An 18920-nucleotide genomic window follows, 5' to 3' on the forward strand; every position below is an offset into this window, starting at 1 on the left:
CCGGGTCGCGTCAGTAGGGACGGGTGATCGCATCCGACGACGTCACGCGACCGTGCCGATCGAACTTCAGCCGCAACTCCCAGAGCGTGGGGCCCAAGGCGTCGGGCTTGTCCCCAAGGATCCAGGTGGACGACCTCCCAGACCGGGCATCGGGGCGCCCGAGAGCCTTGGTAACGCGCGCCCTGCTCCAGCCATCGAGCCAGTCACAGCGCGCGATGGCCCTGCCGGTCCTGATCTGCTTCGTCCCCGACTCTGACCGATCACGCCAATCCTGCGTCCGGAATCCGTGGTCGCAGGTGCTCCGGCCGTTGTGCACCGACATCGCTGCGAGGCCGACCCCCGCGCCGGCAGCCACAACCAGCACCGCAAGGGCGAGCGCCGTCACTTCACGCATGCCCGCGTCGAACGGTAGACGAGATTCCGGTCGGGCCAGTTGATCGTCCTGTGTCCTGGGTCATTTGCAGCCATCCCTCATAAGTCCGCCCCTGGGTCAGCACGCGGCGGGAGCGCGGGGGCCATCAGCCGGTCCGAGGGATCCGCACCTCCTCGAGCGACGCTTGCAGGAAGTCTCCGACCTGATGAGGGAACTGCTGGAACCGCCAGGACAGCAGCACCAGTGGGCGCTCCTTCTTGAGCAGTGCAAGGAACGGCTTCCGCTCCATCTCCTGCGATCCTCGCGCCGTTTCCTGAACGAATCGCGTCGCGGCCGAGAGCCTCGTCTCCGCGAGCACCGGCAGGCTCCTCCCCTGAATTGCGCGCAGCCCGCGCAGCAGAGCGTCATCGTTGGACCCCGAACGTGTCACCAACTCTTCCGGGAACTGAGCTGTGGGGTGGACGCTCACCTGGAGCGTCTCTTGATCTCGCGTGAGGTCGATCAACTGGGCTAGCAGGCGGTAGGTGTCGCCCGGGGGTGTTTCGGCGAGCGGCAATCGCGCGAGGCGCCTCGCCTCCGCGTCCGCTGGATGCACCGGATCAGGGAACTCGGCACTGATGTCCTCATGCCGGGTCGCCCGCTGGCGATCCAGCGGCACGTTGAGCTCCCAGAGCGCGCGGAGCCGCACCTGGCCTCGAGCCACGATCGACAGCGTGGCCACGAAGTGATCGGGGCCAACCTTCCGCAGCGACCAGCGAGACCGCGTCCGCGTCGCCCAACGTCGGTCGAAGACGTTGCGCCAGGCACGCAACGACGGGCCGTAGATGCCCTCCACGACATTCCGCGCCTGGTCCACGGGCGCCGGCGGTGCGGATGAGCCAGCGCGGCTTGACGTCGTCGAGGCCGCCTCGCTGCTCGGCCCGCCACAGCCGATCGTGCTGCCCAGGCAGCAGGTCAGGACGATGAGGCACGCAGTCAGACGCATGGGCTCAATAGCTGACGGCGACGCGATAGGTCCTCGGCTTGAAGTACGTCTGGACTTGGGGGTCCGGGCCAAGCTCGATACGGGCCTCCTTCATCCTGCCGGCGGCGGAACCGCCGGCCAACGGCCACATCTCGCCCATTGGGAGGTCCTTCGCCGCCTTGCAGCATCTTGTGAGGTATCCGTTCTGCAGATTGGCGAATGGCGCCACCGCCTTGTCCTGACCGTTGAACCGCGTATACCACAGTTGATACAGGACCGACGCCGAGCCGTCGATGAGATCGGGGAAAGATCGCGTGTCCTGATAGGTGTTGAAGTAGACGCGCGAGTGATTGTCGCTGCAGTCGAATACGAACGCACGATCGACGCCGATGACGAACGACTTCAGACCGATGTTCGCGTCCCAAACCGTAATCCGGTGCCGCTTCCCAGAGCCGGTGCCGAACCCACTGACGTGGTCCTGGCACCAGCCGCGGAAGTCGGACGAAGGGCTGGAGTCACTCGCGATCGCAATTGGGTTGCCTCCTTCAGCGTCGGTGACGATGGGATCCTCGTAGATCGCCGGAGTGAGCTTCGGGTTCCTTCCCTGATCTGCAGGCGTCAGGGCATTCCACAGGACCAACCGGCCCGTAGCGTCGGTCGCGGTCATCGCTGCGTCGAGCGCGGCGGCCTCGCCGGCGGTGTCGACGGCGCCGTTCGCTCCGCCGTAGTCCCAGCTCGTCTTGTACGTCCCGTAGCCGACCACCTGGCTGAAGTTGCGAGACCTCCCGTTGACGTCGCTGACCGCGACATTGACCGTGCTGTAGCCCGTCCGGAGGCCGGCGAGTGCGATGCTGAACCAGTAGTCCTTGGGGCAGGGTAGGCGGATTCCGCCGGTGCAGTTGAACAGGAAGTTGGTGGCGTCGTAGTTGTTCTGGTCGTTGGGGTTGGACAGCTGGGGGTGCCAGCCCGGGTTCTCCGGTGACCAGACCTGGATGCGCTTGAGACCGAGGCCTTGGTCGCCGGCGTTGAACTCGATCCGGCGGTTGGGGTCGGTCTGCCAGTCGGTCGGGAAGTTGGTGGAGCGGATGTTGGGGATGAAGTCGGGGGAGTTCCGTTCGCTGATGTTCATCGCAACGCCGCCCATGTGATCGAACCAGTAGTCACTCCAACCGGTGCGCTGGGCTTGGGCACCGAAGAACACCTTGTTCTGCTCGGTCCCGGCGTAGCCGCTGCAGTCGGGTGCTGAGCATGACCAGCCCCAGGCGTCGAGCGTCTGCTGGGCGCACCAGTAGTTGGTGTGCGCGCCGAGCTGCAAGTTGGTTTCGACGATTCCCGCCTGAAGGCAGGTGGTGTTGTCGGCGAGGTTGTCCTGAGACATGTTGAAGAACTGGACCCCGTAGATCCTGGTGCCCCACGGCGTGGTGTAGTACCAGTCGCCGATCACGTTGTGCGAGTAGTAGTTGTGCAGCATGTTGCGGACGTAGAGCCCTGTCCCGAGATACGCCGAGCCGGCGTATGGGGCGTACGTTCCATCGGCGGGGCCCTCGAAGGCCCAGTTGGCGATGCCGCTGCCGTACACGTTCCCGGCGCTGTTCTCCCAGTCGTCGACCTGACAGCCCACGCCGGCGATGACCCATTGCCAACACGCATCCACCGCGGTCGGGTCGACGGTGATCGGATAGGCGTAGTCCTTGCCCCGGTGCGCAATGCGGTAGGTGACGTCGAGCCCGTTGATCTCTGCTTCGACCGCGACGGGATGGTGCTCGGCGTCCCAGGCCGCGGCCGGGCTCAGCGTCCCGACCGTGGCGTTCTCGTCGTTCTGGATCAACGCCCCGCCACTGCCACCCTGCGCGACCAGATGCGACGCACCCTCCCCGCCACGCACGGTCGTCGTCAGCTCCTCCGGACTGTCGGGCGAGCGCAGCATGGTGAACGTCTCGACGCCGCCGACCACCGGCTTGACGAACAGATCCGTGTCGTCATCGACGTTGGCATAGAACACGCCCGTCTCTGCGCGCTGCCCGTCGACATCATCTGTCCCGCGGCTGCGCAGCGACAGCCGCGCGTCACCGCCTCCGACGACGATCGCATCGCCACTGCTGTCCGGCAGCGTCGTCTCCACCGGCGAGTCGGCCACCTCCGCGCGGCCGTCCGCCGCCGATCGCAAGCTCAGGTCGATCGGCTCGACGTCACCGTCCGCAGACTCGAAGCCCAGGGGGATCGTCGACACCATCGCCCCACGGCTGCCATCGTCGTTGACCAACTGCGCGATGTGCGTGCCCGCCACCGTCATCGACGCGACGCCGGGCATCCGCTCCTCGACCTGCTCGTCGTCGACCCACCCCGGCGTCCCCAGCGCGCTCGCCTCATGCTCCGCAAACACACGAAGCGCCGCGTCATCGGCCAGACCAGCGAAATCATCGGCCGTCGCACGCCGCCGCTCGACCGCCTCTGGACGCAGATACGCCGCCTCCGCGACCGCCAACTTCCGCCGTGCCGCCTCACTGCCCGCGCTCAGCTCCGCCAGCGCGCTACCGACCAGCACCGACGGCTCGTGGATCTCGATGTCAGCGGTCCCGTCGGCATGTGCCCGCGACCAGCCGTCGGCGAGAACCAGCACGGCCGCCAACAGCACGAGGGCGAAGCCCCGTGCGCGACGTCCGCCGGGCTGGTGACGCCCCGAAACAGCAGGATTCGACATGTGGATGACCTGTGCTTTCTGGGATCTCGTGTGAGCGAGGCGGCTGACCGAGCACGCGCAAGCCGCGTGACCACCCCGAGGGGTGAGCCGGCGGGCTCGTGATCGACTGGCTAGTTCACATCGACAACGCCAGTGGCGGGACCACACTGGAGAGCGGGACCATCAAACACAGTTCCGTATCGCGTGTCAATACCCAAATTGCACAGCAGCACTGATCTACGGTGATGATCGCCTCCTGATCACGATCCCGCCGGTTTACTTCCGATGCCCGCGCATTGCAGCCTGTTCAGGCGCCGAGCGTCTTCACGATCACCGTGTCGAAGTCGAACTTGGTCGTCAGGTGCAACGCCCCCACGTCGAGCCCGGAGGTGGCGATCAGCACCAGCGCAGCCTGCGGCGCGCCGCGGATGACGACCGCGGCGAGCGCGCCCTGGACCGACGCTTCGGCCTGATGAGGAACGCCGTCGATGTCGATGACGACCGTGCGACGAGCGGACGTCATCTGCTCGCTGTCGCTCGCCGCGTCCAGCGAAGCGGCCGTGTCGAGAAGCTGAGCCTCCTGCACGTCGAAGGGCAGGCAATCATCCTCCTCGTACACCGCAACTGCGGCATGCCCTCGCGTTGATCGGCAGTACAGGTCAAGAGATCGAAGCCGTTCCGGCCGGCCTCCCGGACCCCAACCTCCCAGCCGCACCTCCTGCGCTGATGCCAGCGCCAAAGGCACGATCGTCGCCCGCGCAAGGTGACGCCTGAGCTGCTCTGACTCTCGTGACATCGGATCGCTCCCCTCAGTCGATCGCGTCGTCGTCGATCCACGCGCCGGCAGCGACCCATCCTTCCCAGACGCCGCCGCCCTCGAGCTCCGCAACGCAGTAGTACCGGCCCGGCTGCTCCTCCTCACACCGGACAGAGAGCGCCGTGTCACCCAAGCCGGCGAGCATCTCCCGCACGGCCTCCTCCGGCGGGCAGTCGGTCTCGGTTCATCGTCCGTCGTGGTCACCTGCTCTCGTCACACCGCAGACATCCGCCACCGTCACGCCGGGCCGGCGGCGAACGCGCCGAGCAGGAGCATGGTGCCCAACGCCACCGAGAGGACCAGGGCGAGTCCGAACCCGGCGACCGCACCGGCATGCCGCAGGCGCGCAGCCTGGACGAGGCCCGGGACGATGATCACCAGCGAGATCAGCGGCAGCAGGACGGCGGCGACCAGGGCCAGCACGACGAAGGCCGGCTTGGTCGACCATGTCCGGGCGTCCGTCGTCGCCTGAGCGTGCTCCATCGCCGCGCCAGCCTCGCACACAGCGGCCCCGACTGCAAAGCACCGCTGACCGCCCGCCGAGCGGCCGCGCCCTCACACGCCCCGCAGCGCGTGCTCCTCGACGATCCGGCGCTGGACGTCGGTCAGCGGCGGCTCTTCGCCACGCTCCAGCGCGGCGGCTGCCTGGGCGATGGTCAGGCCTGTGCCCGTGAGCACGGAGCCGACGACCGGCGGGACGTCGGAGCCGCAGACGCCCGACGGGCAGGCGGGGTCCGGCTCAGCCTTCGACCGGCTGGCCATTGGCCGTCAGCGTCACGGGGATGTTCCCGCGCGTCGCGTTGGAGTACGGGCACACGTGGTGGGCCGCCTTGACGAGCTCCACCGCCTGCGCGCCGTCGACCGACGGCAGCGTCACGGCGAGCTCGACGGAGAGGTCGAAGCCCTTGCTCTCGTTGGGGTGCAGCGAGACGGAGGACTCGATGGAGGCGTCGCCGGTCTCGACCTTCGCGCGGCGCGCGACGGCGCCGAGCGCCCCCTCGAAGCACGCCGCATAGCCGACCGCGAAGAGCTGCTCGGGGTTCGTGCCGCCGCCCTGGCCGCCCATCTCGGGCGGGAGCCGGAGGTCGACCTCGAGCTCGCCGTCGCTGGTCTTGCCGTGGCCCTTGTCGCGTCCGCCGGTGACGTGCGCCTGTGCCGTGTAGAGGGTCTTCGCCATGCGCTCGACCATAGCGGGCGGTCAGGGGTCAGACCGGGGCCGGGGACGGAAGCGGCGCGGCCGCGGCGACCTGCTCGTGGTCGTAGCGCAGCAGCGCCGGGAAGGCGAGCATGATCACCCCGACGCCGGCCAGGCACGCCAGGCCGCCGGAGAGGACCGAGAAGCGCACGCCGGCAAGCGCCGCGACCGACCCGGACTCGACGTCGCCGAGGCGCGGGCCGCTGGTCACCACGACGGAGAACACCGACGACATCCGCCCGCGCAGGTGATCGGGCGTCACCGACTGGTTGATCGACGACCGGCAGACGGCGCTGATGCTGTCGGCGGCGCCGGCGACGGCCAGCAGCCCGGCCGCGACCCACAACGAGCTGGCGAGCCCGGCGACCGCGACCGCCACGCCCCAGACCCGCACCGCGAAGATGACGATGCGTCCGAGGCGGCGCGCGTGGGCCAGCCAGCCGGTGGTCAACGCGGCCACCGTCGCGCCGGCGGCCACCGCGGCGTACAACAGACCCGTCCCGGCCGCGCCAGCGTGATAGACGCTCACCGCGAGCACGGGGAACAGCGCGCGCGGCATCCCGAAGGTCATCGCCACCAGGTCGATCGCGAACGAGCCCATCAGCGCCTGGTTGCCGCGGACGAAGCGCAGGCCCTCGCCGATGGCGCGCAGCACGGGCTCGTGCTCGGCGATCGCGCCGCGCGGCGGCTGGGCCGCCATCATCCACACGGTGGCGACGATCGCCAGGCAGCTGGCGGCGTCGATCAGGTACGCCGCGCCGAGGCCGAGACCGGCGATGACCAGGCCCCCGATCGCCGGCCCGACCACCATCGTCAGCGTCCCCAGCCCGTAGTTCAGGGCCAGCGCCGAGCGCAGGCGCTCGGGCGCCACGAGGTTGGGCACGATCGACGCGGTCGTGACGCTCTGGATCGCCCCGAAGCCGGCCATCATGGCGCCGAGCACGTAGAGCAGCGCGATCGGCGGCGACCCCGCGAAGGCGAGAGCGGCGAGGGCGCTCGCGCCGATCACGAGCCCGATCTGGTCGAAGAGGAGCAGGCGGCGCCGGTCGTGGCGGTCGGCCAGCGCGCCGCCCAGCAGCGCCATCGCCATCAGCGGGATGAGCTCGACCGCGCCGAGCAGGCCCGTCAGGAACGCCGACTTCGTCTCGACGTAGACCTGATAGGGCAGTGCGACGAGCGCGGCCTGCGTGCCGAGGCCGGTGATCACCTCGCCCCCGATCAGCAGCCGCAGGTCGCGCGACTCCCGCAGCGGAGTGACGTCGACGGCGATGCGGGAGAACAGGCGAGGCGGCACGAGCGGTCCGCCACGGTAACGGCCCGCGCCCGCGCGCCGTACAGTGGACGGCCGTGAAGCCCGAGATCCACTTCCTCGGCCTGTCGATCAAGACGTTCGGCCTCTTCTTCGCCCTCAACTTCGCAGCCTGGGGCCTGCTGGCCGGCCGCCGGCTGAAGGAGCTGGGCAAGCCCGCCGACTGGGCCTACGAGATGGTCACCGTCGCCCTCATCGGCGGGCTGGTCGGCGCGCGCGGCTACTACCTGCTGCAGAACCACGACAGCCTGAGCATCGGCGACATCTTCGGCGGCTCCGGCCTCATCTGGTACGGCGGCCTGCTGGGGGGCGTCGTCGCCGTGCTGGCGTGGGCGCGTCGCAAGGACTTCATCTCACTCGCCCTGCTCGATCTCGCCGGGCCATGCCTGGCGCTCGGCTACGCGATCGGGCGCATCGGCTGCCAGGTCTCGGGCGACGGCGACTACGGCAAGGCCTGGGACGGCCCGTGGGCGATGGGTTACCCGAACGGCACCGTGCCGACCGCGCCCGGCGAGACCGTCCACCCCACGCCGATCTACGAGACGTTCACGATCGGCCTGCTGGCCTTCGTGCTCTGGCAGCTGCGCGACCGCGTGCGCCCGGGCGTGCTGTTCGCGCTGTACCTGGTCGGCAGCGGGCTGGAGCGGTTCCTTGTGGAGTTCCTGCGCCGCAACGAGGACGTGCTGATCGGCCTCACCGCCGCGCAGCTGGAGGCGCTGTCGCTCTTCGTGGCCGGCGCCGTGTGGATCGCCGTCGTGCTGCGCCGCCAGGGCAGCCTGATGCTGCCCGAGGCGCAGCGGGCCCGGCGCGGCCGCGTCGGCCCGCCCGAGCAGCTGCACGCCGTTTAGGGGGAACACTGGCCCAGAGGGCCAGGTTCCCCGGGGCGCCCGCGTGTGACGCGCGCTGCAGGACTCTGGGCGCTTCGCGGCCCCAAGGTACGCAGAGTCGCTGATCGCTTTACGGCTGAAGGCGGCTCGAATAGGGTCGCGCGCAGTGCCCTTCACGCTCTGCCTCGACGTCACCCTTCGAGTCGAGGCCGCGCCGCGCGCCGCCGAGACCGCGCGACGCCTCACCGAGGAGTTCGCCGCGCTGGGCCGGATCCCGGGCCTCTGGGCGTTCCGCTACCTCGGCGCGCAGGCCGACGGCGCGGACCTGCTCGTCTCCGCCCGCCTGCTGGAGCCGGTCGAGGAGCTCTACGGCGCCGACCCCGACCGAGACGGCGAGCACGCGCCGGCCGACGTCGTCCTGCGGCTCCTCAACGCCCACTGCGCCACCTGGCGGTCCGCCGACGTCGGCGACCGCCCGCTGCGCTGGAGCTCCGAGCGCGTGCGGCGGCGGGTCTGGACCGGCGAGGGTGATTAGGATCGGCGGCGCAATGGACGACGAGCTCCTCGACGCCTTCGACGAGCGCGGCTGCCATATCGGGATCAAGCGCCGCGCCGACGTGCACCGCGACGGCGACTGGCACCTGGCCTTCCACCTGTGGGTCGTGCGCGCCGACGGCGTGCTGCTGCAGCGCCGCGCGGCGACGAAGGCCTCGTGGCCCGGCCGCCTCGACGCGTCGGCGGCCGGCCATCTGCTGGCCGGCGAGGCCGTCCGCGACGGGCTGCGCGAGGCCGAGGAGGAGCTGGGCGTCGCCTACGCGTTCGGCGACCTCGAGCCGCTGGGCGTCCACCGCGTCGCCGACGAGGCCGACCAGGAGGGCCGCGCCAATCGCGAGCTGCAGCACGTCTTCGCGGTCCGCGACGAGCGCGCGCTCGAGACGTGGACGGCGTTCGACCGCGTGGAGGTCGACGGGCTCGTGCTGATCGCTCACGCCGACTTCGCCGCGCTGGCCGGCGGCGCGCCGGGACCCATCCCGGCCAGCGCCTGGGACGGCGAACGCGTCGCGGCGATCGAGGTCACCGGCGACGAGCTGGTGCCCACGCCGTACCTCGGCGCCCTCGCGACGGACCTCGCCCGCGTGGCCGGCCAGCCGCCTCAGCAGTGAGGCTCCACTATCGCTCGGGTACACCAGTCGCCCCATTTCGTGGAAGGATTGACCACGGATGAGTGCCTTTGCACAGTTCCTGCGTGGGAACCTGAACAAGATTTGCTCTTGCCGGCCGCGCGGCAAGCTAAGGTTCGCGGCAACAGCCTTTACCTGAACGAACCCTGGACGGACCGTGAAGCCCATCACCGCCATCGATGACCCCCGCTACGTGAAGGCCATGAGCCATCCCGTACGTGTACGGATCATGGCCATGCTGCAGGAGCGGAAGGCCAGCCCGAACGAGCTCTCCCAGTGGTTGGGAACCACGCTCGGGGCCACCGCGTACCACGTGCGCACCCTCCACAAGCTCGGCCTGATCGAGCTCGTCGACGAGACCCGCGTCCGCGGGGCCGTCGAGCACCACTACAAGGCCAAGGCTCGCCCGAAGGTCACGGAGGAGAACTGGTCCAAGGCGTCGCCCGTGGCCAAGCAGGCCGCGGTCGGCTCGCAGTTGAAGATGCTCGAGGATTACACGAACGCGTCGGCCGCGGCCGGTGGGTTCGACCGTGCAGACGCGGTGCTGGAGCGCAAGACCGCGCGTCTGGACGACCGTGGCTGGAAGGCCCTCACCGCCGAGGCCGCGAAGTTCCTGGAGCGCGTCGATCGCATCCAGGCCGACGCCGCGAAGCGCCTGACCAAGGCCGGGGACGAGGGCGCCATCGACGCCGGCGTCGTCCTCCTGGGCTTCGAGTCGGTGCCGCTGAGCACGCAGATCCCTGAGTCGAAGAAGAAGCGCACGCCGATGAAGCGGACGCGGCGCGCCTCCGCCTAGAGCGGCAACGCGCCACCATTACGCAGTTCTTCATCTCGCCCCCGGCGGCGCGCCCGGCCTCTCGGCCAGCGCCTCCGGGGGCGTCGTGATACCGATGGAAGTCGCTGAGCATGTAGTGCCGCCGCTCACGCGAGCGTGCGCCGGCCGACGAGGCCTTCGGGCTCGCCCGCGCTGCGCGCGGCGAGTTAGCCGCGCGGCACGAGACGCACCTTCGGGGGCATCTCGAAGGGCTTGGGCGGCGGCGCGTCGTGCGGGCGCAGGCGCGTGCGCCCGGACTTGCGCTCCAGCGACCAGCCGGCGAGCTCGACCTCGTAGAGCGCCTGCGCGGGCATCTGCAGGCCCTCGCTGCGCATCTCGGCGACGGTGAGGCCGTTGTCCCCTGCCTCCTCGAGGAGCTGCAGGGCCAACCGGCCGTCGACGGTGGTGAGTGGGCGACCGGTGGCTGACATCCAGGAGCGCAAGGGTACCGGCCTTCCCGCCCTATCGCGGTTCAAAGCACCCGGCACGCCTCTGAGCCAGTTCTCATACCGCCTTGAGGTACGCCTCAGGTTCGGGCGGTGAACTGCAGGACATGTCACCGGCCTCCTCCATCGCCAGCACCCGCGAAGACCGGCTGACCAGCGTCCTGGACGCGCTCCCCCGCGTCAGCTTCCGCGACCGCCGCCACGCGGTGTCCCCCGAGCGTCCCCCGGCGGGCCGCTACCTCGAGCTCGACGACGGCGACGAGCGCGTCCTGCTCCCCCTGCGACCCGGCACGACGCACGTCGGCCGGAGCTTCGCCGCCGACGTCGTGCTCGACGACCAGAGCGTGTCGCGCCGTCACGCGATCGTCCACCAGCGCTCCAGCGGGACGCGCATCCTCGACGACCGCAGCGCCAACGGCACGTTCGTCAACGGCCGGCGGACCACGGCGGCGGACCTGCGCGACGGCGACGTCGTCGTGCTCGGGCGCGTGGTGCTGACGTACCGCGACATCATCTGAGCGCGCGCTACAGGTCGGCGAGGTGGAGGCCGACGAATGTCGTATGAGCGCCACCGACCTGCATGCGCGCGCGGTCGCGTCCTTCGAGGCCGGCGCGGTCCCCGAGGCCGTCGACCTGCTCCGCGCGGCGATCGCCGACCGCCTGGATCCCGAGCTGATCAACGACCTCGCCGTGATGCTGGACGGCAGCGGCCGCCGCGCCGACGCCCGCGCGCTCCTGGAGGCGCTCGTGACGCTGGCGCCGCAGTTCCCCGACGCGGCCGAGAACCTGGCGGCGCTGGGTGGCGCCGAGCGCGCGGACGCCGCGCCGCCCGACGGCGAGCGCCGCAGCCGCTTCCTGCAGACCGTCGCCGACGCGCAGCGCACGCACCTGGCCGACAACGTCGACTTCCTGTTCGAGCCGTGGGGGCGCACGCTCCCCGATCGGGCCGGCGAGGGCGAGCGGCTCGCCGCGCAGATCGCCGTCCTCGACCGCTGCGACGTCCTCTGGGCCGGCCTCGGTGACGAGGAGAGCCGCGACCTCCTCCTGCGGCTGCTGGCCTACCGCGCGCTCGGACCGGCCCACGTGCGCCTGCAGCTCGACCCCGGCGAGTACCGGCGCTCGGTGATCGGGATGACCGCCGAGCTCATCCGCTCGGCGGGCGTCGCCGGGATGCCCGGGATGCCGTACGAGTGGGCCCACCACGTCTTCGACTTCACGCCGGTCGGCGTGCCGGTGTGCCTTGCGGGGCCGCCCCTGCCGCTGGCCTCGACGATCGTGTTCTCCCAATACGCCTATCGCGACGCGGTCAACGTGCCGGCCGCGCGGCCGCGGCCGGGCGACGTCGCGCTGGACGTCGGCGGCTGCTGGGGCGAGACGGCGGTGTGGATGGCCCATCACGTCGGCGCCTCCGGCCACGTCCACTGCTTCGAGCCGTCGCCGCGGAACCTGCAGCTGCTGACCGCCAACCTCGACCGCAACCCGGCGCTCGCGCCGCGGATCAGCGTGCACGCCGCGCCGCTGGCCGCCGAGCCCGGCCGCCACGTGTGGATGGACGACATCACCGCTGCCGGCGCCACGACGCACGAGGGCGGCGCGCCCGAGGGCCGCACAACCGTCCCGGCCATCACGGACTCCGTCGACGCGCTGGTCGCCCGCGGCGAGCTCGACCGGGTCGACTTCATCAAGATGGACGTCGAGGGCGCCGAACCCGAGGTCCTTCGCGGCGCCGCCCACACGCTCCGCACCCAGCGCCCCCGCCTGGCCCTCGCCGCCTACCACCGGCCCGACGACCTGGCCGTGCTGCCGGCGTTCGTGGCGTCCCTGGGCCTCGACTACCGGTGGTACCTGCAGTGCTCGACGATGACCGACATCGACTCGATCCTGTTCGGCGTGCCGGTGGGCTGAGGGGGCGCCGGCTCGACACGAACCTCCGGCGACGCGGGAGCCGGACCCGCGCCGCTCTCTTGACATCCGAACACTTCCGATATATCGTGATGCTCCGTCGATAGTCAAAGACGAAAGGAGCACCACATGACCGGTGCCACACACGCAGCGCCATCCGGGCACTGCCATCATCGGCGCGACCCGCGCGGCCGCGCCTTCTTCCCCGAGCTGCTCGCGATGATGGGCGGCGGCCGGGGCCCCGGCGGTCCGGGCTTCGGCTTCGGGCCGGGTCCGCACGGCCGTGGAGGCCGTGGGCGGCGCGCCCGCCGCGGTGACATCCGCGCGGCCTCCCTCCTCCTGCTCGCCGAGGAGCCCCGCAACGGCTACGGCCTGATGCAGGTCCTCGAGGAGCGCAGCGGCGGCGTCTGGCGGCCGAGCCCCGGCTCGGTCTACCCGGCGCTCGCCCAGCTGGAGGACGAGGGCCTGATCCGCAGCGTCGAGCACGACGGCCGCAAGACGTTCGAGCTCACCGACGAGGGCCGCGCCCACGTCGAGGAGCACCGCGAGCGCTACGGCACGCCGTGGGAGACCGTCGCCGAGGGCGTCCCGAGCGAGCTGCACGACCTGCGCCACGCCGGGCAGGCCCTGGCGGTCGCCTCGATGCAGGTCGCCCAGATGGGCTCCAAGGCCCAACTGGCCGAGGCCAAGCGGATCCTCGAGGACGCCCGTCGCGGCCTCTATCGCCTCCTGGCCGGCGACGCGCCCGAGGGCGACCAGCCGACCGGCGAGGACCAGCAGTAACCCTCCCGAGGGAGGGAGGGCTGCTTCGCAGCACCCGACGCGGCGCGCACCCACGGTCGAAGGGGACAGTCCCCTCCCCAATTGGGGAGGGGACTGTCCCCGCCGCGTTCGTCCCCGCCGCGCTACGCCGGCGCCGGCGGCAGCAGCTTCCCCGGGTTCATCACGCCGGCCGGATCCAGCCGCGCCTTGACGGCGCGCAGCACGTCGACGCCCAGCTCCCCGAGCTCGGCGGCCAGCCACGGCGCGTGGTCGGCGCCGACGGCGTGGTGGTGGGTCAGCGTCGCGCCGCGGCCGGTCAGCGTCTCCATCACGGCGGCCTTCGCGCGCAGCCACTGGCCGACGGGATCGTCGGCGTCGCGCCGCGCCAGGACGGTGAAGTACAGCGACGCGCCCGTCGCGTAGAGATGCGAGACATGGCACGAGACGACCGGGCTCGCGCCGTCCAGCGCGCCCCGCAACGTCTCGCCGACCGCGTCGTGCAGCGCGATGAGGTCGCGCCAGGTCGTGGCGGTCTCCAGCGTCTCGACCAGCAGGCCCGTGCCGAGCAGCTCGTCGCGGAGGCGCGGCGCGCGGAAGCGCCCGTGGCGCCAGGCCGCGGCAGCCTCCTCGCCCAGGGCGACGGCGCCCGCGCCCTCCAGCCGCCCGCGCGCGCCGGCCGCCCGGTAGGCGACGTCGACCGCGTCGCCCTCCCAGCCGATCAGCAGCGTGCAGCCGCCCGCACCGTCCTCGGCAGCGGCGCCGCCGGTCGCGACGCCGAGCGCGGTCTCGGTCTCGTCCGACAGGCGCGCCAGGTCGGGCTTGGAGCCGTGCTGGGCCAGCGAGCGCAGGATCCCGACGCCGGTCGCGAGATCCGCCACGCGCCAGCCCTCGTGCCGCACGGTCTCGGGGATCGGGCGCACGCGCACGGTCACCTCGGTGATCACGCCGAACGCGCCCTCGGACCCGAGGAGCAGCTGCCGCAGGTCGGGGCCGGCGGCGGTGCCGGGAGCGCGACCGAGGTCGAGATCGCCGGCCGGCGTGGCGGCGCGCAGCCGCTGCACCAGCGCGTCGAAGCGGCCCCAGCCCGTCGAGAGCTGGCCGGCGGAGCGCGTCGCGGCGTAGCCCCCGATGGTCGCCCGCTCGAAGCTCTGCGGCAGGTGACCCAGCGTGAAGCCGTGGGCCGCGAGGAGCTCCTCGGCGCGCGGTCCCGTCACGCCGGCCTGCAGCGTCGCGGTCTGCGACACGTCGTCGACCGCGACGAGCGCGTCAAGGCGCCGGAGGTCGAGCGCGATCACCGCGGAGAACGCGCCGCGGCCGGGGGCGACCCCGCCGACGACGCTCGTGCCGCCGCCGAACGGCACGACGGCGACGCCGTGCTCGCTGCACGCGCGCAGCACCGCGCCGACCTCGGCGTGGCCGGCCGGCTCGACGATCGCGTCGGGCGCGGCCGGCGGGTCGGCGCTGCGGCGGACGAGGTCGAGGTAGGACATGCCGTTGGCGTGGGCGGCGCGCGCGCCGTCGTCGCGGACGACGTGCTCGGCGCCGACCGCGGCTTCCAGCGCCGCCAGGGCGTCCCCGGCCAGCGCCGACGGGCCCACGGGCAGCGCGACGGCCGCGGGCGATCCGCCGTCGCCCTCCTCGATCGCGAACGCCTGGCGCAGCAGCGTGCGCAGCGCGTCGTCGACCAGCGCCTCGCCGTCGGGGGCGGCCCAGCGCGCTGCGGGATCGAAGGCGTCGGTCGTCTGGCTCATCGTGCGTGACGATGTTACATTCTCTGCCTAGATGTCACACGACGCCCTCAACGCGACGCGCCGGACGGCCGACCTGGCCGCGCTGCGCGACGGCCCGCCGCTCGACCTCCTGGTGGTCGGCGGCGGGGTCACGGGCGCCGGCGCCGCGCTGGACGCGGCGTCTCGCGGCCTGCGCGTCGCGCTCGTCGAGCGCCGCGACCTCGCCTGGGGCACGAGTCGTTGGAGCAGCAAGCTCGTCCACGGCGGCCTGCGCTACCTCGCCCAGGGCGCGGTGGGCATCGCGATGGAGAGCGCCCGCGAGCGCGCCGTCCTGCTGGCGCGCACCGCGCCGCACCTCGTGCGGCCGATCACGCAGGTGGTGCCGCTGACGCCGCAGGTCGACGCGCGCGCCGAGCGCGAGACGCGCATCGGCTTCGCGCTGGGCGACGGGCTGCGCCGCGCCGCCGGCACCTCGGCCCGCGAGCTGCCGCGGTCGCGCCGCGCCGGCGCCGACGAGGTCCTGCGGCTGGCGCCCGGCGTGCGCCGCGCCGGCCTGCGCGGCGGGCTGATCGCCTCCGACGCACAGCTCGAGGACGACGCGCGCCTGGTCGTCGGCCTCGCCCGCACCGCCGCCGCGCACGGCGCGCTGATCGTCACGCGCTGCGGCGCGGCCGAGCTGCACGGCGACGGCGCGCGGCTGCGCGACGAGCTGACCGGTGCGACGTTCGACGTGCGGGCCCGCGCCGTGGTCAACGCCACCGGCGTGTGGGCCGGCGAGCTGGTCGACGGCCTGCGCCTGCGCCCGAGCCTCGGCGCGCACCTCGTCGTCGGCCTCGACGTCCTCGGCGGGCTCGCCGGCTCGCTCAACATCCCGGTCCCGGGCGAGCGCCACCGCTGGGTCTTCGCGATCGCCCAGCGCAGCGGCGTCGCCTACGTCGGGATCACCGACGAGCCCGCACCCGGAGCGATCCCCGACGTCCCGACCGCGCCCGAGAAGGACATCGACTTCCTGCTGGACACGCTGGCTGCGAACCTCGAGGTCCCGCTCACCCGCGCCGACGTGCTGGGCACCTACGCCGGGCTGCGCCCGCTGGTGGACGATGGCGACGCCGCGTCCGGCAGGACCAGCGACCTCTCCCGCCGCCATGCCGTGATCCGCGGCGGAGGCGGCCTGGTCAGCGTGGTCGGCGGCAAGCTGACGACGTACCGTCGCATGGCGCAGGACGCGGTGGACGCCGCGGTCGACGCCGGCGGGCTGACCGGGCGCGCCCGGCCGTGCCGCACGCGCGACCTGCCGCTGGTCGGCGCTGCGTCGCGCCAGGCGCTGGCGGCGGTGCCGGCCCCGCGCCGCCTGGTCGAGCGCCACGGGACCGAGGCGCCCGCGGTCGTCGCGCTCGCCGCCGGGGATCCCGAGCTGCTCGCGCCCGTCGCCCCCGGCCTGGACGTCCTCGGCGTCGAGGTACTGCACGCCGTGCGCTGCGAGGGAGCCCTGGACGCCGACGACGTGCTCGACCGTCGCACCCGGATCGGGCTCGTGGCGGCCGACCGCGAGCGGGCGCGCCCGGCGGTCACGGCGTTGATCGCCGCGGACCGTCAAGCTCTCGCGGTGTGACCGACGCCACGACCGAGGCCATCCTCGACGCCACCCGCGCCTCCGTCCTCGACTTCGGCATTCGCAGGACGACGCTCACCGATGTGGCGCGCCGCGCAGGCGTGAGCCGGATGACCGTCTATCGGCGCTACCCCGACGTCGACGCCGTGCTGCGCGAGCTCATGACGCGCGAGTTCGGCGCCGCGATGGCCGAGATCGCGCAGCGCGTCGGCGGCGCCGACGCCCGCGCCCGCGTCGTGCATCGCATCCTCGCTTCGGTGGAGGCGATGCGCGCCAGCGCGTTGATGTCCAAGATCCTCGAGGCCGAGCCCGAGCTGCTGCTGCCCTACGTGCTCGACCGGATGGGCGAGACGCAGCGGGCCGCCGTGGCGCTCGTCGTCGGCGACGTCGCCGACGGCCAGGTCGACGGCTCGATCCGCGCGGGCGACCCGCGCGTGATGGCCCAGGCGCTCCTGCTCGTCACGCAGTCCTTCGTGCTCTCGGGCGGGATCGCCGACGACGTCCCCGAGGTGGCGCTGCGGCGCGAGCTCGAGCACGCGGTCGACGCGATGCTGGCGCCGGAGCGCCGCGGCGCCTAGGCGTGCGGGTCCCTAACCCGCGCGGGTTTCGCCCCCTGGGCGAACACCCGCAAGGGAACCTGGCCCTCTGGGCCAGTGTTCCCCTAGAACGCCTTCAGCAGGCTGATCGCCAGCACGAGCAGGACCAGCACGGCGACGATCGCCGCGGTTCGCGCGGCCCAGTCGGCACGGGTCGCGACGGCGGCGTGCTCGCGCTCGGGCCGCGCGCCCTTGCGCACCATTCCCGCCGGCCGGGCCAGCGCGTCGTCGCGCTCGGCCTCGGTCGTGCGCAGCGCGTCGCGCGCCGACTCGAGCTCGGCCGCCACCCGCTCGCGCTCGCCCAGCTCGGCGCGCGCCGCATCGCGCTCGGCCGTCGCGGCGTCGCGCTCGGCGCGCGCCGCGTCCCGCTCGGCCCGCGCCTGGTCGCGCTCGTCGATCGCCGCCTGCCGCGCCGCCACCGCGGCGTCACGCTGCTGCGCCACCGAGGCCTGCGCCGCGGCGTGCTCGGTGTCGGCGGCGGCCTGCCGGCGCTGCACGACGTCGGGCGCGACCATCTCCTCGCGTTCGCGCCGCAGGAACCCGACCTCGGCCTCCACCCGCCGCGCGCGCTCCTCCGCCTCGGCGAGCCGGCGGCGAAGGGCGACCTGCGGGTCGACCACGGCGTCGGGGTCGGGCTCGCCCAGCGGCACGACGATCGACGGCGCGACGGCCAGCTCGGCGTCGGCCGGATCGAGGGCGCCGCCGGTCCACGGGAATGCGGCGCGCCACGGCCGGCCGTCTTCTGCGGGCCACGGCTTGTGCTCGAGGACCGCGAGCAGCGTGCGCTCGCCGCTTGGGGTCTGGACCACCAGGGCCGGACGCACGAAGCGCATGCCGCGGACGCCCGACCACGTCCCCTCGACCTCCAGGAGACCGGCGGTCGCCTCGAAGCGGGTCAGCGCGAAATCGACGGGGCCGCCGTCCATGGGCCGAGGTGTGCCCAGAACACGGTGCCCAGACGCTCGACTCATCGCCGCGGCGCGCTGGACAGCCCGCGCGCCATCGCGGCGTCCAGCTGCCCGTCGCTCAGCGCGGTGCACGGCAGCGGCGTCCGGGCGCCCGGCTCGGCCCGCATGCCGTCGAGCATGAGCACGAGGCACCGGCGCCACACCCGCGGGTCGGTGTCGCCCGTGTACTCCATGACGGCGGTGAGCATGAGCTGCAGGATCGGGACGTCCGTCGTCTGGAAGTCCGCGCGCAGCTGGCCCGACGCCTTGGCGCGCTCGACGACCTGCGTCACGACCGGCTTGATGCGCTCGCGTGCGCCCGCGACGCGCTCGCGGCCGTGGGCCGTGCTGAAGATGAGCTCCTTGAGGCCGCGGTCGGCGACGTGCAGCTCCATGGCCTCGTCGAAGAACAGGACGACGCCGGCCCACGGGTCGTCGCAGGCCAGGGCGCGCTGGGCGATCTCGACGACCTCGTCCATGCGGGCCTCGAAGAGGGCGTCGATCAGCGCCTCCTTGTCGGCGAACCGCCGGTAGACGGTGCCGACGCCGACGCCGGCCCGGGCGGCGACCGCGTCGAGCGTCACGCGCAGGCCCTCCTCGGCGAAGAGCTCCCGCGCCGCGTCGAGGATCCGCTGCCGGTTGCGCTCAGCGTCCCTGCGCAGCGGGCGGTCCTCGGGAGTGATCGAGGTCACGGAGGTCACGGTCACCCCAAGGTAGCAAGAAACGGAGGAGATCCCTCCATTTTCGTGATACTCTTACGCGGAC

Annotated in this window: 22 protein-coding genes; 9 read left to right on the top strand and 13 right to left on the bottom strand. The window is 72.5% G+C overall.

What is annotated here, in order from left to right; genetic code table 11:
- Positions 1-10: 10 nt before the first annotated feature.
- The 9 genes from VK501_RS10825 to VK501_RS10865 all read right to left on the bottom strand — a co-directional run bounded on the left by VK501_RS10825 (position 11) and on the right by VK501_RS10865 (position 7323).
- Positions 11-394 carry a hypothetical protein gene (locus VK501_RS10825; RefSeq protein WP_324337422.1) on the bottom strand — a complete coding sequence of 128 codons (384 nt, stop codon included), beginning with the start codon at positions 392-394 and terminating at the stop codon, positions 11-13.
- 124 nt (positions 395-518) lie between these two features.
- Entirely contained in the window at positions 519-1358 is an 840-nt protein-coding gene (locus VK501_RS10830) for a hypothetical protein (protein ID WP_324337423.1), read from the bottom strand.
- Positions 1359-1362: 4 nt separating this feature from the next.
- On the bottom strand, positions 1363-4038 hold the full coding sequence (locus VK501_RS10835; RefSeq protein WP_324337424.1) for a hypothetical protein: 2676 nt from the start codon (positions 4036-4038) through the stop codon (positions 1363-1365).
- 286 nt (positions 4039-4324) lie between these two features.
- Complete coding sequence (locus tag VK501_RS10840) at positions 4325-4756, bottom strand: hypothetical protein (RefSeq protein ID WP_324337425.1); 432 nt, start codon at positions 4754-4756, stop codon at positions 4325-4327.
- A gap of 70 nt (positions 4757-4826) precedes the next feature.
- On the bottom strand, positions 4827-4979 hold the full coding sequence (locus VK501_RS10845) for a hypothetical protein (RefSeq protein WP_324337426.1): 153 nt from the start codon (positions 4977-4979) through the stop codon (positions 4827-4829).
- Positions 4980-5071: 92 nt separating this feature from the next.
- On the bottom strand, positions 5072-5317 hold the full coding sequence (locus VK501_RS10850) for a hypothetical protein (protein WP_324337427.1): 246 nt from the start codon (positions 5315-5317) through the stop codon (positions 5072-5074).
- Between the two features lie 72 nt (positions 5318-5389).
- A complete protein-coding gene (locus VK501_RS10855) occupies positions 5390-5596 on the bottom strand; it encodes a hypothetical protein (protein ID WP_324337428.1) in 207 nt (68 codons plus the stop codon).
- Positions 5574-6011, bottom strand: coding sequence for an organic hydroperoxide resistance protein (locus tag VK501_RS10860; RefSeq protein WP_324337429.1), 438 nt, complete (start codon positions 6009-6011; stop codon positions 5574-5576). The genes VK501_RS10855 and VK501_RS10860 overlap by 23 nt, the downstream gene beginning before the upstream one ends.
- Positions 6012-6039: 28 nt before the next feature.
- The gene (locus VK501_RS10865; RefSeq protein ID WP_324337430.1) at positions 6040-7323 is read right to left on the bottom strand and encodes an MFS transporter; all 1284 of its coding nucleotides are present in this window, start codon (positions 7321-7323) and stop codon (positions 6040-6042) included.
- A gap of 53 nt (positions 7324-7376) precedes the next feature.
- Here VK501_RS10865 and VK501_RS10870 point away from each other — a divergent pair, with 53 nt between their 5' ends.
- From VK501_RS10870 to VK501_RS10885, 4 genes are all read left to right on the top strand, one after another.
- Positions 7377-8186 carry a prolipoprotein diacylglyceryl transferase gene (locus VK501_RS10870; RefSeq protein ID WP_324337431.1) on the top strand — a complete coding sequence of 270 codons (810 nt, stop codon included), beginning with the start codon at positions 7377-7379 and terminating at the stop codon, positions 8184-8186.
- A gap of 145 nt (positions 8187-8331) precedes the next feature.
- The gene (locus tag VK501_RS10875; RefSeq protein WP_324337432.1) at positions 8332-8700 is read left to right on the top strand and encodes a hypothetical protein; all 369 of its coding nucleotides are present in this window, start codon (positions 8332-8334) and stop codon (positions 8698-8700) included.
- 13 nt (positions 8701-8713) lie between these two features.
- Positions 8714-9328 carry an NUDIX hydrolase gene (locus VK501_RS10880; protein ID WP_324337433.1) on the top strand — a complete coding sequence of 205 codons (615 nt, stop codon included), beginning with the start codon at positions 8714-8716 and terminating at the stop codon, positions 9326-9328.
- A 175-nt stretch (positions 9329-9503) separates the two neighbouring features.
- Positions 9504-10142 carry a winged helix-turn-helix domain-containing protein gene (locus tag VK501_RS10885; protein ID WP_324337434.1) on the top strand — a complete coding sequence of 213 codons (639 nt, stop codon included), beginning with the start codon at positions 9504-9506 and terminating at the stop codon, positions 10140-10142.
- A gap of 185 nt (positions 10143-10327) precedes the next feature.
- Here the strand turns inward: VK501_RS10885 and VK501_RS10890 are convergent, their stop codons facing one another.
- Positions 10328-10591: a hypothetical protein gene (locus VK501_RS10890; protein WP_324337435.1), complete on the bottom strand. Its 264-nt coding sequence runs from the start codon at positions 10589-10591 to the stop codon at positions 10328-10330.
- A 122-nt stretch (positions 10592-10713) separates the two neighbouring features.
- Between VK501_RS10890 and VK501_RS10895 the strand changes: the two genes are divergently transcribed.
- The 3 genes from VK501_RS10895 (at position 10714) to VK501_RS10905 (ending at position 13291) form a co-directional block, all read left to right on the top strand.
- Positions 10714-11124: an FHA domain-containing protein gene (locus VK501_RS10895; RefSeq protein WP_324337436.1), complete on the top strand. Its 411-nt coding sequence runs from the start codon at positions 10714-10716 to the stop codon at positions 11122-11124.
- 43 nt (positions 11125-11167) lie between these two features.
- Positions 11168-12511, top strand: coding sequence for an FkbM family methyltransferase (locus VK501_RS10900; protein ID WP_324337437.1), 1344 nt, complete (start codon positions 11168-11170; stop codon positions 12509-12511).
- Positions 12512-12637: 126 nt separating this feature from the next.
- Positions 12638-13291, top strand: a complete 654-nt coding sequence (locus VK501_RS10905; protein ID WP_324337438.1) for a PadR family transcriptional regulator — start codon at positions 12638-12640, stop codon at positions 13289-13291.
- A 122-nt stretch (positions 13292-13413) separates the two neighbouring features.
- On the opposite strand, the gene VK501_RS10910 is transcribed toward VK501_RS10905, so the two are convergent.
- Positions 13414-15021, bottom strand: coding sequence for an FAD-binding oxidoreductase (locus tag VK501_RS10910; protein ID WP_324337439.1), 1608 nt, complete (start codon positions 15019-15021; stop codon positions 13414-13416).
- 31 nt (positions 15022-15052) lie between these two features.
- Between VK501_RS10910 and VK501_RS10915 the strand changes: the two genes are divergently transcribed.
- Both VK501_RS10915 and VK501_RS10920 read left to right on the top strand, forming a co-directional pair.
- On the top strand, positions 15053-16612 hold the full coding sequence (locus VK501_RS10915) for a glycerol-3-phosphate dehydrogenase/oxidase (RefSeq protein ID WP_324337440.1): 1560 nt from the start codon (positions 15053-15055) through the stop codon (positions 16610-16612).
- A complete protein-coding gene (locus VK501_RS10920; RefSeq protein WP_324337441.1) occupies positions 16609-17190 on the top strand; it encodes a TetR/AcrR family transcriptional regulator in 582 nt (193 codons plus the stop codon). Before VK501_RS10915 ends, VK501_RS10920 begins: the two co-directional genes overlap by 4 nt.
- Positions 17191-17273: 83 nt before the next feature.
- Here the strand turns inward: VK501_RS10920 and VK501_RS10925 are convergent, their stop codons facing one another.
- Together VK501_RS10925 and VK501_RS10930 are read right to left on the bottom strand one after the other, a co-directional pair.
- On the bottom strand, positions 17274-18134 hold the full coding sequence (locus VK501_RS10925; protein WP_324337442.1) for a hypothetical protein: 861 nt from the start codon (positions 18132-18134) through the stop codon (positions 17274-17276).
- A 41-nt stretch (positions 18135-18175) separates the two neighbouring features.
- Positions 18176-18856, bottom strand: coding sequence for a helix-turn-helix domain-containing protein (locus VK501_RS10930; RefSeq protein ID WP_324337443.1), 681 nt, complete (start codon positions 18854-18856; stop codon positions 18176-18178).
- Positions 18857-18920: the final 64 nt, after the last annotated feature.

The organism is Baekduia sp., assembly GCF_035318805.1.
GTDB lineage: Bacteria > Actinomycetota > Thermoleophilia > Solirubrobacterales > Solirubrobacteraceae > Baekduia.

Excerpts from the sequence above, each read along its gene's own strand:
- VK501_RS10825 (WP_324337422.1), bottom strand. The coding sequence starts at position 394 with ATGCGTGAAGTGACGGCGCTCGCCCTTGCGGTGCTGGTTGTGGCTGCC.
- VK501_RS10830 (WP_324337423.1), bottom strand. The coding sequence starts at position 1,358 with ATGCGTCTGACTGCGTGCCTCATCGTCCTGACCTGCTGCCTGGGCAGC.
- VK501_RS10835 (WP_324337424.1), bottom strand. The coding sequence starts at position 4,038 with ATGTCGAATCCTGCTGTTTCGGGGCGTCACCAGCCCGGCGGACGTCGC.
- VK501_RS10845 (WP_324337426.1), bottom strand. The coding sequence starts at position 4,979 with ATGCTCGCCGGCTTGGGTGACACGGCGCTCTCTGTCCGGTGTGAGGAG.
- VK501_RS10850 (WP_324337427.1), bottom strand. The coding sequence starts at position 5,317 with ATGGAGCACGCTCAGGCGACGACGGACGCCCGGACATGGTCGACCAAG.
- VK501_RS10855 (WP_324337428.1), bottom strand. The coding sequence starts at position 5,596 with ATGGCCAGCCGGTCGAAGGCTGAGCCGGACCCCGCCTGCCCGTCGGGC.
- VK501_RS10860 (WP_324337429.1), bottom strand. The coding sequence starts at position 6,011 with ATGGCGAAGACCCTCTACACGGCACAGGCGCACGTCACCGGCGGACGC.
- VK501_RS10880 (WP_324337433.1), top strand. The coding sequence starts at position 8,714 with ATGGACGACGAGCTCCTCGACGCCTTCGACGAGCGCGGCTGCCATATC.
- VK501_RS10890 (WP_324337435.1), bottom strand. The coding sequence starts at position 10,591 with ATGTCAGCCACCGGTCGCCCACTCACCACCGTCGACGGCCGGTTGGCC.
- VK501_RS10895 (WP_324337436.1), top strand. The coding sequence starts at position 10,714 with ATGTCACCGGCCTCCTCCATCGCCAGCACCCGCGAAGACCGGCTGACC.
- VK501_RS10900 (WP_324337437.1), top strand. The coding sequence starts at position 11,168 with ATGAGCGCCACCGACCTGCATGCGCGCGCGGTCGCGTCCTTCGAGGCC.
- VK501_RS10905 (WP_324337438.1), top strand. The coding sequence starts at position 12,638 with ATGACCGGTGCCACACACGCAGCGCCATCCGGGCACTGCCATCATCGG.
- VK501_RS10910 (WP_324337439.1), bottom strand. The coding sequence starts at position 15,021 with ATGAGCCAGACGACCGACGCCTTCGATCCCGCAGCGCGCTGGGCCGCC.
- VK501_RS10915 (WP_324337440.1), top strand. The coding sequence starts at position 15,053 with ATGTCACACGACGCCCTCAACGCGACGCGCCGGACGGCCGACCTGGCC.
- VK501_RS10925 (WP_324337442.1), bottom strand. The coding sequence starts at position 18,134 with ATGGACGGCGGCCCCGTCGATTTCGCGCTGACCCGCTTCGAGGCGACC.